Source organism: Propionivibrio dicarboxylicus, from assembly GCF_900099695.1.
GTDB lineage: Bacteria > Pseudomonadota > Gammaproteobacteria > Burkholderiales > Rhodocyclaceae > Propionivibrio > Propionivibrio dicarboxylicus.
This window is the reverse complement of sequence record NZ_FNCY01000002.1, coordinates 35364-47434: the sequence shown is the minus strand read 5'-3', so window position 1 is coordinate 47434 and position 12071 is coordinate 35364. Positions and strand designations below refer to the sequence as shown.

At 64.1% G+C, this 12071-nt stretch carries 10 protein-coding genes; 6 read left to right on the top strand and 4 right to left on the bottom strand.

Annotated elements, in window-relative coordinates; all coding sequences use genetic code 11:
- Nucleotides 1-10 precede the first annotated feature (10 nt).
- The 6 genes from BLR25_RS03830 to gpt all read left to right on the top strand — a co-directional run bounded on the left by BLR25_RS03830 (nt 11) and on the right by gpt (nt 6945).
- Nucleotides 11-1417, top strand: coding sequence for an aspartate ammonia-lyase (locus BLR25_RS03830; protein ID WP_091933876.1), 1407 nt, complete (start codon nt 11-13; stop codon nt 1415-1417).
- 2 nt (nt 1418-1419) lie between these two features.
- Entirely contained in the window at nt 1420-2661 is a 1242-nt protein-coding gene (gene hydF / locus BLR25_RS03825) for a [FeFe] hydrogenase H-cluster maturation GTPase HydF (RefSeq protein WP_091933873.1), read from the top strand.
- Nucleotides 2658-3794 (top strand): [FeFe] hydrogenase H-cluster radical SAM maturase HydE, encoded by a 1137-nt coding sequence (gene hydE, locus BLR25_RS03820; RefSeq protein ID WP_091933870.1) that lies wholly within the window; start codon nt 2658-2660, stop codon nt 3792-3794. Before hydF ends, hydE begins: the two co-directional genes overlap by 4 nt.
- 40 nt (nt 3795-3834) lie before the next feature.
- On the top strand, nt 3835-5115 hold the full coding sequence (locus tag BLR25_RS03815; RefSeq protein WP_091933866.1) for an amidase: 1281 nt from the start codon (nt 3835-3837) through the stop codon (nt 5113-5115).
- 120 nt (nt 5116-5235) lie between these two features.
- Nucleotides 5236-6312: a BMP family ABC transporter substrate-binding protein gene (locus BLR25_RS03810; RefSeq protein WP_091933863.1), complete on the top strand. Its 1077-nt coding sequence runs from the start codon at nt 5236-5238 to the stop codon at nt 6310-6312.
- Nucleotides 6313-6432: 120 nt separating this feature from the next.
- A complete protein-coding gene (gene gpt / locus BLR25_RS03805; RefSeq protein ID WP_091933860.1) occupies nt 6433-6945 on the top strand; it encodes a xanthine phosphoribosyltransferase in 513 nt (170 codons plus the stop codon).
- Between the two features lie 66 nt (nt 6946-7011).
- On the opposite strand, the gene BLR25_RS03800 is transcribed toward gpt, so the two are convergent.
- The 4 genes from BLR25_RS03800 to BLR25_RS03785 are packed head-to-tail and all read right to left on the bottom strand — an operon-like array spanning nt 7012 to nt 11916.
- Nucleotides 7012-8370, bottom strand: coding sequence for an 8-oxoguanine deaminase (locus BLR25_RS03800; RefSeq protein ID WP_091933855.1), 1359 nt, complete (start codon nt 8368-8370; stop codon nt 7012-7014).
- Nucleotides 8371-8383: 13 nt separating this feature from the next.
- On the bottom strand, nt 8384-9304 hold the full coding sequence (locus BLR25_RS03795; protein ID WP_091933851.1) for an ABC transporter permease: 921 nt from the start codon (nt 9302-9304) through the stop codon (nt 8384-8386).
- 16 nt (nt 9305-9320) lie between these two features.
- On the bottom strand, nt 9321-10379 hold the full coding sequence (locus tag BLR25_RS03790) for an ABC transporter permease (RefSeq protein WP_091933848.1): 1059 nt from the start codon (nt 10377-10379) through the stop codon (nt 9321-9323).
- On the bottom strand, nt 10366-11916 hold the full coding sequence (locus tag BLR25_RS03785) for an ABC transporter ATP-binding protein (RefSeq protein ID WP_091933844.1): 1551 nt from the start codon (nt 11914-11916) through the stop codon (nt 10366-10368). Before BLR25_RS03785 ends, BLR25_RS03790 begins: the two co-directional genes overlap by 14 nt.
- Between the last annotated feature and the right edge of the window lie 155 nt (nt 11917-12071).

Here is a 12071-nt window from a genome sequence, read left to right as displayed (position 1 = left end):
GGAGGCGAGCATGCGGACGGAAACCGATTCGCTGGGGCCGTTCGAGTTGCCGCAGGACGCGCTGTACGGCATTCACACGGCCCGGGCGCGCGAGAACTTTTCCCTGAGCGGACAGCCCTGTCATTCAGGGCTGATTCGCGCCGTCGCGCTCGTCAAACTGGCCTGCGCCCGCACCAATGCGGCGCTCGGCTATCTCGATGCCGAGGTGGCGCAGGCGATCGCCCAGGCGGCGAACGAACTGGCCGATGGCCAACACCGCGAGGCGGTGATCGTCGACGCACTGCAGGGCGGCGCCGGTACGTCGCTGAACATGAACGTCAACGAGGTGATCGCCAATCGTGCCGAAGAATTGCTCGGCGGGCGACGCGGCCGCTACGTCCGCGTGCATCCGCTGCATCATGTGAACCTGCACCAGTCGACCAACGATGTCTTCCCGACCGCCTTGAAGATTGCGGTCATCGAAGGGTTGAAGCGGCTGGAGCCGGCAATCGCGGCCTTGCAGACAGCGTTTCAGGCGAAGGAAAGCGAATTCGCGGCGATCCTCAAGGTCGGCCGCACGCAGTTGCAGGACGCCTGTCCGATGACGCTGGGTGCCGAGTGTTCAGCCTGGGCCGAAGCCTTCGGGCGCGACCGCTGGCGCGTGTTCAAGTGCGAGGAGCGCATCCGTGTCGTCAATCTTGGCGGCACGGCGATTGGCACCGGGCTGACGGCGCCGCGCGATTATATTTTCCGGGCGACCGAGACGCTGCGCGAGCTGACGCGGATGAACCTCGCCCGCGCCGAAAATCTTGTCGATGCGACGCAGAATGCCGATGCGCTTGTCGAGGTGTCCGGTATTCTGAAGGCGCATGCGGTCAATCTCTTCAAGATTTCTTCCGACCTGCGCCTGCTGGCCTCCGGGCCGCATGCCGGTTTCGGCGAGCTGCGCCTGCCGGCGATGCAGGTCGGGTCGAGTGTCATGCCGGGCAAGGTCAATCCGGTTATTTGCGAGGCCGTCGGACAGGCGGCGCTGCAGGTGATCGCGCAGGATGCGGCGGTGACTGCGGCGGCCCAGTCCGGCCAACTCGAACTGAATGCGTTCCTGCCACTCGTGGCGCACGCCTTGCTCGGCAATCTGAGCCTGCTTGAACGCGCCGACACGCTCTTCCGCGAGCGTTGTATCGCCGGCATGACGGCCGACGCGGCACGTTGTGTCGATCTACTCGAACACTCGCACGCGCAGGTGACGGCGCTGGTACCGGCGCTGGGTTACGATCTCGCGGCCGAGGTCGCCAAGGAAGCGCAAGCTACCGGACAGACGATCCGCGCCGTCGTCCTTGCCCGCGGCCTGCTCGGCGAGCCGGTGCTCGATCGTCTGCTCTCGGTCGATGCGATGACGGCGCTGGGCTATCCGCCGAATCAGAGACTGAAGGATTGAACATGCTGGAAACCCCCAAGGGCCTGCGCTTGCACATCGGCATATTTGGCCGTCGTAACAGCGGCAAGTCGACGCTGATGAATGCGCTGATCGGCCAGTCGGTGTCCATCGTTTCCGACCAGCCCGGCACGACGACCGACCCGGTCGAGAAGACCTTCGAGCTGGCGCCGCTCGGCCCCGTCGTCTTCATCGATACGGCCGGTCTCGATGACGAAGGCGATCTTGGCGCGCTGCGTATCGAGAAGACGCGCCAGGTGCTGGAACGCGTCGATGTCGCGCTCGTCGTTGTCGATGCCGGTGGAATGACCGCGACCGAACGCGATTTGATGGCGACGCTGCGCGCCGCCAATACGCCGTTTGCCATCGTTTTCAACAAGAGCGATCTTGGCGAGCCGCCGGCCGAGCAGTTGGCGCAACTCGCGGCCGAGGCGATCGAGACCGTTTCGATTTCGGCGGCTACCGGGCGCGGCATCGACCGGGTCAAGGAAGCGCTGTTCCGGCAGGCGCCGGAGAGCAGCATCGAAGATCCGCGCCTGGTCGGCGATCTGATCGGCCCCGGCGATCTCGTCGTGCTTGTCGTGCCGATCGATCTCGGCGCGCCGAAAGGTCGCCTGATCCTGCCGCAGGTGCAGACGATGCGCGACATTCTCGACAGCGATGCCGTCGGTCTGATGGTCAAGGAGCGCGAACTCGCCGCGGCGCTCGCTCGCATGAGCGACAAGCCACGGCTTGTCGTCTGCGATTCGCAGGTGGTGAACAAGGTTTCGGCCGATACGCCGCCCGACATCCGCATGACGACGTTCTCGATCCTGATGGCGCGCTTCAAGGGCGACATGATCGGCCTGGCCGAAGGCGCCGGTGCCATCTCGCGCCTGAAACCGGGCGACAAGGTGCTGATCGCCGAGGCCTGTTCGCACCACGCGCTCGCCGACGATATCGGCCGCGTAAAGATTCCGCGCTGGTTGCGTCAGTATGCTGGCGGCAATCTCGACATCGAAGTGCGTTCTGGCAAGGACTTTCCCGAGGACCTGAGTTCGTACGCGCTGATCGTGCAGTGCGGCGGCTGTACAGTGACGCGCAAGCAGATCCTCGTGCGGCAATATCGCGCGGCGCAACAGGGCGTGCCGATGACCAATTACGGAATGGCCATTTCGGTCTCGCAGGGCGTCATCGAGCGTGCGCTCGAATGTTTCCCCGCTGCCCTCGATGCGTATCGGCGTGGCATGGCCGGGAGCGCCCGATGACGACGGCGACGGTCCAGTTCGTGCGCAAGACGGCGGTGACCGCGCCCGGCGTCGAGGCGCAGGCGATGGTGGCCCGGTTGCAATCGGGTGTGCCCGATCGCGAGACCTTGCGGCGCATCCTGGCGACGGATCTCGCCGATGAGGTCGAGGTCATCCGGCAGGCGGCCGAACAGGCCTTGCTCACGCACTGCGGCGATACGGTGCGGCTGCGTGGGTTGATCGAGTTCTCCAATCGCTGCACGCTCGACTGCTATTACTGTGGCATCCGCCGCAGCAACCGGGCGCCGACGCGCTACACGCTCGCGCTTGATGAGATTGTCGAGACGGCGCGCTGGTGCGGCGAACAGGGTTATGGTTCGGTCGTGCTTCAGTCGGGCGAACGGCGCGACGAGAAGTTCGCGGCTTTCGTTACCGAGGCTGTGCGCGCGATCAAGGCGGCGACGCGTTCGGACGCGCTGCGCGAAGGCGTCGGCATCACGCTGTGCGTCGGCGAGCAATCGCCGGAAACCTATGCCGAATGGTACGAGGCCGGTGCGCATCGTTATCTCCTGCGCATGGAGACCTCGTCGCCGCGATTGTTCGCAGCGCTGCATCCGGCCGAACAGCGTTACGCGTCGCGCGTCGACTGCCTGAAAACGCTGAAGGCGATCGGTTACCGCGTCGGGACGGGCGTCATGATCGGCTTGCCGGGACAAACGGTCGACGATCTTGTCGACGATCTGTTCTTCTTTCGCGACATCGGCGCCGACATGATCGGCATGGGACCGTACATCCCGCACGAGCAGACGCCGATGCACTCGGCGTCGGTGCGCGACGTGCCAGCGCGCATGACGCTCGCCTTGCGCATGATCGCTGCAACCCGCCTGCTGTTGCCGTCGATCAACATCGCCGCGACGACGGCCTTGCAGACGCTGGCGCCCGATGGACGCGAGCAGGGCTTGCGCTATGGTGCCAATGTCATCATGCCGCAGGCGACGCCGTTGCATGTGCGGCGCGAATACACGCTCTACGACGGAAAACCCTGTCTCGACGACAGTGCCGGACAATGTGCCGCCTGTCTGGAAGGGCGGATTACTTCGGTCGGGCGGCGTATCCTGCGCGATCAGTGGGGCGACGCCACGCGGCGTGTTTGAGTATTTCCCTTCTGAGCGAGACGAATACGGAGACAAGGCAATGACGACGTTCATGCCAATGAGCGCCCGGCAGATTGTCGAGCGCATCGCCCAGCGGACGACGACGGTCGAGGCCGTGGTACGTGCGTGTCTTGAGCGCATTGCCGAGCGCGAGCCGACGGTGGGCGCCTGGACTTGGCTCAACGTCGACGACGCGCTTGCCGAGGCGCGTCGGCTCGATGCCGCCGGTGTTAGGGGGGCCTTGGCCGGCGTGCCTCTGGGCGTCAAGGATCTGATCGACACGGTCCAGTATCCGACCGCCTATGGTTCGTCGATCTATGCAGGCCATCGTCCGGCCTGGGATGCCGCCTGTGTCGCGCGTGCGCGTGCGGCGGGGGCGTTGGTGCTCGGCAAGACGGTGACGACGGAATTTGCCACGTACTGCCCCGGGAAAACGGCGAATCCGCATGATCCCCGCGCGACGCCGGGCGGGTCGTCGAGCGGTTCGGCGGCGGCAGTGGCCGATGGCATGGTGCCGCTTGCCTATGGAACGCAGACGGCCGCGTCGGTGATCCGGCCCGCCGCCTATTGCGGTGTCGTCGGTTTCAAGCCGAGTTTCGGGCGGATCTGCCGGGCCGGGGTGAAACCCTTGTCGGAATCGCTCGATACGATCGGTGTGTTCGCCCGCGATGTTGCCGATGCCGCGCTGTTTGCCGGTGTCTTGTCGGGGCGTGCCGGGCGCATTCCGGCCGCGGCGGGATTGCCGCGCATCGTCCTGTGCCGCACTCCGGCGGCCGAGCGGGCCGAACCGGCGGCGTTGGCGACGCTCGAGGCGGCCGCCGCACGCTTGGCACAAAAGGGCGCGACCGTTGTCGAGCACGACCTTCCCGGCGTGTTCGAGGGCTTGTATGCCGCCCAGACCGAGATCATGGCGGTCGAAGCCGCGGAAGCCTTGAGCCATGAGGTGGCCTGCCATGCGACACAGCTGAGCACGCCGCTCCGGCAGTTGATCGCGTCGGCGGAGTCGGTGACACCCGATCGCTATGTCGCCGACCAGCAACTCGCCCAGCGTTGCCGCGCGCAGTTTGACACCTTCCTCGGTGATGCCGACGTGCTGATGACCCTGTCGGCGCTTGGTGAGGCGCCCGAGGGTCTCGCAGCAACCGGCGATCCGCTCTGCGGCCGGTTGTGGACCCTGCTCGGCGTACCCTGTCTGCACCTGCCGTTCGGCGTCGGTCCGCGCGGCCTGCCTCTGGGTGTGCAACTGGTGGCGCGCCACGGTGAAGACGAGCGTCTGCTGGCTGCCGGCGAGGCTGTGTTCGGCGCTCTTTGCGCCCGATGACCCGATCTTTTCCCGTACGCGGCGAATGAAGTAAACCGAGGTGTACAAGCGCATCAAACTTCCGGACAATGCGGTTTTGGTTTTTCCCCCTCTGTTTTCCGCATACAAGGAGTTTCCAGCATGGCGCTATCTCGTCTAAAAACGCTGATGACGGCGTTTGCCGCCGTTTCCTGCTTTACCCTGGCTCATGCCGCCGAGCCCTTGAAGGCGGGCTTCGTCTATATCGGCCCGACCGGCGATCATGGCTGGACGTATTCGCACGACGTCGGCCGGAAGATGCTCGAAACCGAGTCGGCCGGCAAGGTCAAGACCACCTTCGTCGAGAACGTGCCGGAGACGGCCGATGCCGAACGCGTCTTCCGCGATCTTGCTCAGAAGGGCCACAAGGTCGTGTTCGGCACGTCCTTCGGTTACATGAACCAGATGGTCAAGGTCGCCAAGGCCTTCCCCAATACCGTCTTCATGCACGCCACCGGCTACAAGACGGCACCGAACCTCGGCGTCTATGACGTCCGCACCTATGAAGGCTCGTACATGCTCGGCGTCGTCGCCGGCAAGATGAGCAAGGGCAACAAGCTCGGCATCGTCGCGTCGATTCCGATTCCTGAAGTCATCCGCAACATCAACGCCTTCACGCTCGGCGCGCGCAGCGTCAATCCGGCGGTGACGACCCGCGTCATCTGGGTGAACGCATGGTTCGATCCGGGCAAGGAGCGTGAAGCGGCATTGGCGCTGATTTCGCAGGGCTGCGACGTGCTGATGCAGAACACCGATTCGCCGGCAGTTGTCCAGACCGCCCAGGAAAAAGGCGTCATGGCCTTCGGCTGGGATTCGGACATGACCAAGTTCGGTGGCAAGGCGCATCTGGCCGCATCGATCCTCAACTGGGGCGTGATCTACAAGAAAACGGCGGCAGAAGTCCAGGCCGGAACGTGGAAGACCGGCGACCTGTGGTGGGGCGTCAAGGATGGCGCGGTCAATATCGACAACTTCGGCACAGCCGTTCCCGCTGACGTGAAGAAGGTGGCTGAAGAGCGCCGCGATGGCATCAAGGCCGGCAAACTGCATCCGTTCACCGGGCCGCTCAAGGATCAGTCGGGCAAGGAATTCCTGGCGGCTGGCAAGGTCTATTCCGACGCAGAGTTGAAGAAGATGAATTTCTACGTCGAAGGCGTCGAAGGCAGCATTCCGAAGTAAGTCGTTTCGAAGCGACGCGGCCTTCAGGGCCGCGTCTTGCGTTTACAGCATCTCAACGCTCCCTTCCGGCGTGGACCGGCATATAATTCGCACCTTTCATCTCTGCCTCTGAGGATCTTCATGGAAGCTTCGTTCGTCAGCCCGTATCGGGACGATATCGTCATTTCCTGGCCGGAACTGCATCGCGACACCCGAGTCTTGTGCCATGCGTTGATGGACAAGGGCCCATTCAAGGGCATCATCGCCATCGCCCGTGGCGGCCTGATTCCGGCGGCGCTGGTGGCGCGCGAACTGGAGATCCGCCTGATCGACACGATCTGCGCGTCGAGTTACGAGGAAAGCGCGGAAGACAGCGAAGGCGCGCAAATCAAGCGCTCGGACGTAAAGATCCTCAAAGGTATCGAGCACGACGGCGAGGGCTATTTGCTGATCGACGACCTCGTCGATACCGGCAACACCGCACGCGTCATCCGCAAATTGCTGCCCAAGGCGTATTTCGCCACGCTCTATGCCAAACCGATGGGCCGCGAGATCGTCGATCTCTGTGTCAAGGAATTCAACCAGGACAAGTGGATATATTTCCCCTGGGATATCGACTACAAATTCGTGCCGCCGCTCAAGAAGAACAAGTAGACGTGCGAACTCACCCGGCGGATGCCGGGCAGCAAGGGGAAAACCGGTCATGCGACCGGTTTTCTTTTATCTGGCGTTGAGAAGTTCGACGGCCAAGCGGTTGTGCCGTTCGATCAGCACCGGCAGGTCGATCGGCACCAGGGTGCCGTCGCTGACGATGCGCCGGCCGTTGATGATCGAGTGCCTTACGCTTGGCGGCGTGCAGAAGAGCAGGGCGGCGACGGGGTCGTGTACGGCTGCGCCGGTCAGGTCGAGACTGTCGAGGCCGAAGGCGACGATGTCGGCGCTCATGCCCGGCGCCAGCGCGCCGATGTCGTCACGGCCGAGCACCTTGGCGCCACCCAATGTCGCGATTTCGAGCGCCTGTCGCGCACTCATCGCCGCCGGGCCGAAACCGACGCGGGCAAGCAGCATGGCCTGCCGGGTCTCGGCCAACAGGTGGCCGGAATCGTTCGAGGCGCTGCCGTCGACGGCGATGCCGACCGGTACGCCGGCAGCACGCATCGCCGGAATCGGCGCGATGCCCGAGGCCAGTCGCATGTTCGAACACGGGCAGTGGGCGACGCCGGTGCCGGTGCGGGCGAAGAGGGCGATCCCTTCGGCATCGAGCTTGACGCAGTGCGCATGCCAGACGTCGGGGCCGACCCAGCCCAGCGACTCGGCATATTGCGCCGGTGTCATGGCGAATTTTTCGCGGCTGTAGGCGATGTCGTTGTCGTTTTCGGCAAGATGCGTGTGCAGCGAAACGCCGAAGGAGCGGGCCAGATTCGCCGCTTCGCGCATGAGGTCGCGGCTGACCGAGAAGGGCGAGCAGGGCGCCACGACGATGCGCTGCATGGCATGGCGGGCGGGGTTGTGCCAGGTTTCGATCAGGCGTTGCGTGTCCTTGAGAATCGCCGCCTCGTCCTCGACGAGCCGGTCGGGCGGCAAACCGCCGGCACTCTCGCCGACGCTCATGCTGCCGCGCGCGGCGTGGAAACGCATGCCGATTTCGGCGGCAGCTTCGATCGAGTCGTCGAGTCGGGCGCCGTTCGGATAGAGATAGAGGTGATCGCTGCTGGTCGTGCATCCCGACAGGATCAGTTCGGCCATCGCGGTTTGCGTCGATACCCGGATCATTTCCGGGGTGATGCCGGCCCAGATCGGATAGAGGCGGCGCAACCAGGCGAAGAGTTCCGCGTCCTGCGCGCCGGGAATCGCCCGCGTCAGGCTCTGATACATGTGGTGGTGCGTGTTGACGAGCCCGGGCATGGCAACGCAGCCGGCGAGGGAAACGACTTCGTCGGCGTAGGCTGGCAGGCTGTCGCTCGGTCCGACGGCCTCGATCACGCCATCGCGGATGAATACGCCACCGTCACGGATTTCATGACGTTCGGCATCCATGGTGACAAGAACATCGGCATGGTTGAGCAGGAGCGTGGTCATGGGCGTTGGGCGGTCAGGGCAGGAAAGGTTTGCCGAGCGAGGCTGGCAGGTTGTTCTGGAGAACGCGGCGATCGCGCGAGATGATTACCAGCACGATGATCGTTGCGACATAAGGAAGCGACGCGAGGAATTGCACCGGAACGATGATGCCTAGTCCCTGGGCATGGAATTGCAGGATCGTGACGGCGCCGAACAGGTAGGCGCCGAGCATCAGTCGTGCCGGTTTCCAGGACGCGAAAACCACCAGCGCGACAGCGATCCAGCCGCGTCCGGCACTCATGTTCTGCACCCACAGCGGCGTATAGACTGTGGAGAGATACGCGCCGGCGATCCCCGCCATGGCGCCGCCGAAAGCAACGGCGCCGAAGCGGATGCTGATGACCGGATAGCCGATCGCATGGGCGGCTTCGGGCGATTCGCCGATCGCCTTGAGCAGCAGGCCGAGGCGGGTTTTGGCGAGCGTCCAGGCGATCGCGGCAAACGCCAGCAGCGACAGGTAGACGACGGCATCCTGCTTGAAAACGATCGGGCCGAGCACCGGGATGTCCGAGAGCAAGGGGATGATGATCGGCTTGAGCCCGGGCAGGCTGTAGCTGATGTAGTGCTGGCCGATGAAGGCCGAGAGGCCGATACCGAAAATCGTCAGTGCCAGCCCGCAGGCGGCCTGGTTGGCGGCCAGCGACAGCGCGAAGAAGCCGAAGACCAGCGCGATGCCGGCACCGGCGAGCGCGCCGGCGGGGATGCCGACGGCGGCGCCGGAACCGGTCTCCGCGGCAGCGGCGAAACCGGCGATGGCGCCGATCAGCATCATGCCTTCGACGCCGAGGTTGATGACGCCCGTGCGTTCGGTGACGAGTTCGCCGAGCCCCGCGAAGATCAGCGGAACGGCGGCGCCGAAGGTGCCGGCGAGAATGGGGATGAGATGTTCGATCATGGCCAGTGAAAGGAAATCAGGCGAGCCGGCGACGCAGGCGGTTGTCGATGAAAACGTCGGAACCGAGCAGGAAGAACAGCAGCATGCCCTGGAAGATGCCGGTGATCGCCGCCGGCAGTTGCAGCGCGACCTGGGCGGCCTCGCCACCAAGATAGATGAGCGCCATCAGGAAACCGGCGAGGACAATGCCAAGTGCATGGAGGCGGCCGAGATAGGCGACGATGATGGCGGCGAAGCCGTAGCCCGGTGAAATATTCAGGTTGAGTTGCCCGACCGGGCCGGCGATCTCGCCGACGCCGGCGATGCCGGCGGTCATGCCGGAGAGGACGAGCGTCAGCCAGACGGCGCGTTTTGACGAAAAGCCTGCATACAGTGACGCGGCCGGCGCGTGGCCGCCGACTTCGATCTGAAAATGCAGGAAGCTACGCGCGTTGAAGATCCAGAAGGCGACGATGGCGAACAGGGTGATGAAAACCGAGGTGTTGACGCGCGATCCTTCGAGCAGAATGCGGAACAGCGCGCTGTCGCTGAACATGATCGATTGCGGGAAATTCATGCCTTCCGGGTCGCGCCAGGGGCCGTTGACCATGTAGGAAAGCAGATGGTTGGCGACATAGGAGAGCATCAACGTCGTCAGCGTTTCCTCGGCGTTGAAGCGCGTCTTGAGCAGCGCCGGGATAGCGCCCCAGAGCGCGCCGCCGATGGCGCCGGCGACGACCATCGCCGGGACGATCCAGCTTGCGTCGCTGCCTTCCATGGCGATCGCGACACCGCCGCCGGCCAGTGCGCCGACGATCAGCTGACCTTCGGCGCCGATGTTGTAGATGCGAGCCTTGAAGCCGAGTGCGAGGCCTTGGGCAATAAGGATCAGCGGACAGGCCTTGATCAGCAGTTCGCTCCAGCCGTAGCTGCTTTCCAGCGGCTGGACGAAGAAGACATGGAAGGATTCGAGCGGATCCTTGCCAAGCGCAAGGAAAAGCATCGAACCGACGATCAGCGTGGCGGCGACGGCGATCAGCGGCGCCGTCCAGCGCATGACGCGCGAGGGATAAGGACGGGGTTCAAGCAGATGCATGATCGAATTCGGCGTGCACGGTCAGAGGTGTTTTGGGAAAAAGTCCGGCCATTTGCAGGCCGACCGATTCGGCGTTGAGGCTCGTCTTCGGTTGGGCCGGCGAGAGCCGTCCCTGGGCGAGGACGGCAATGCTGTCGCAGATTTCGAAAAGCTCTTCGAGCTCTTCCGAAACGACGAGGATCGCGACGCCGGTACGCGAGAGGTCGAGCAGTGCCTGGCGAAGGACCGCGGCGGCGCCGACATCGACGCCCCAGGTGGGCTGGGCGACGATCATGACCTTGGGTTTGAGCATGATCTCCCGGCCGACGATGAATTTTTGCAGGTTACCGCCCGAGAGCGCGCGGGCATTGGTGCCGGCGCCGCCGCCGCGGACGTCGAAGCGCGCGACGCATTCCTCGGCATAGTCGCGCGCCTTGCCGTAACGGACGAGCCCCCAGTGTTTCATGCCGTGGCGGTGCGCGGTGAGCAGGGCGTTGCGACTCAGGCTCAGCGGCGGCACGGTGCCGCGGCCGAGGCGTTCTTCGGGGACGTAGACGAGGCCCTTGGCGCGGCGGGTGCCGGCGTTGAGATGGCCGATCGGCTTGCTGTCGAGGCGAACCGCGTCCTTGTGGACCGGGTGTTCGCCGGAAAGCGCGGCCATCAGTTCGGATTGTCCGTTGCCGGAGATGCCTGCAATGCCGAGGATCTCGCCGCTGTGCACAGTCAGTGAGACCTCATGCAGCGAGGTGCCGAACGGTCCCGCAGACGTCAGGTTCAGATGTTGCACCGTCAGCATCGGGCGGCGTTCGCCGAGATAAGGCGGCGCTTCGCAGACTGGCAGTTCGCGTCCGATCATCATGCGCGCCAGGCTGGCCGGTGATTCCTCCCGCGGATTGGCGGTGCCGGTGACACGACCGTTGCGCAGGATCGTGGCGCGATCGCAGAGCGCCTGGATCTCGTGCAGCTTGTGGCTGATGTAGAGGATGGAGACGCCTTCGGCGGCCAGCTGGCGCAGCGTGTCGAAAAGCTTTTCGACGGCTTGCGGCGTCAGCACCGAGGTCGGTTCGTCGAGAATCAGCAGCGTCGGGTTTTGCAGCAGGCAGCGGACGATTTCGACGCGTTGGCGTTCGCCGACCGACAGGCTGTGCACGCGTCGATCCGGATCGAGCGGCAGTCCATAGCGTTCGGAGATCTGTTTGACGCGCTGCGACAGCGCTGCCAGGTCGAAAGGTTCGTCGAGTACCAGCGCGATGTTCTCGGCGACTGTCAGCGTCTCGAACAGCGAAAAGTGCTGGAAGACCATGCCGATGCCGAGGCGTCGGGCCTGCGCCGGATTGGTGATGGCGATGTCCTCGCCGTTCATCCGGATCGTGCCGGCGTCGGCCTTGACGGCGCCGTAGATGATCTTCATCAAGGTGCTCTTGCCGGCGCCGTTCTCGCCAAGGATGGCGTGGATTTCACCGGGCATGACCGACAGGCTGACGTCTGCGTTGGCGACGATCGTCGGATAGCGCTTAGTAATGTTCAGCAGTTCCAGGCGAGGGACGGAGGTGCTCATGCGTGCGTATCACAAGGCGTTGTGGCAGGGGTATGCGATGGTGTTTTTGTCGAAACGGCGAGATTCGACACCGTTCTGAAAAATCTTAATAAACAATTTCTTGGTAATTTTGTGCTTCGTCGTCTGTACCGGTTTTTTGTACCAGGCCTGGTAGC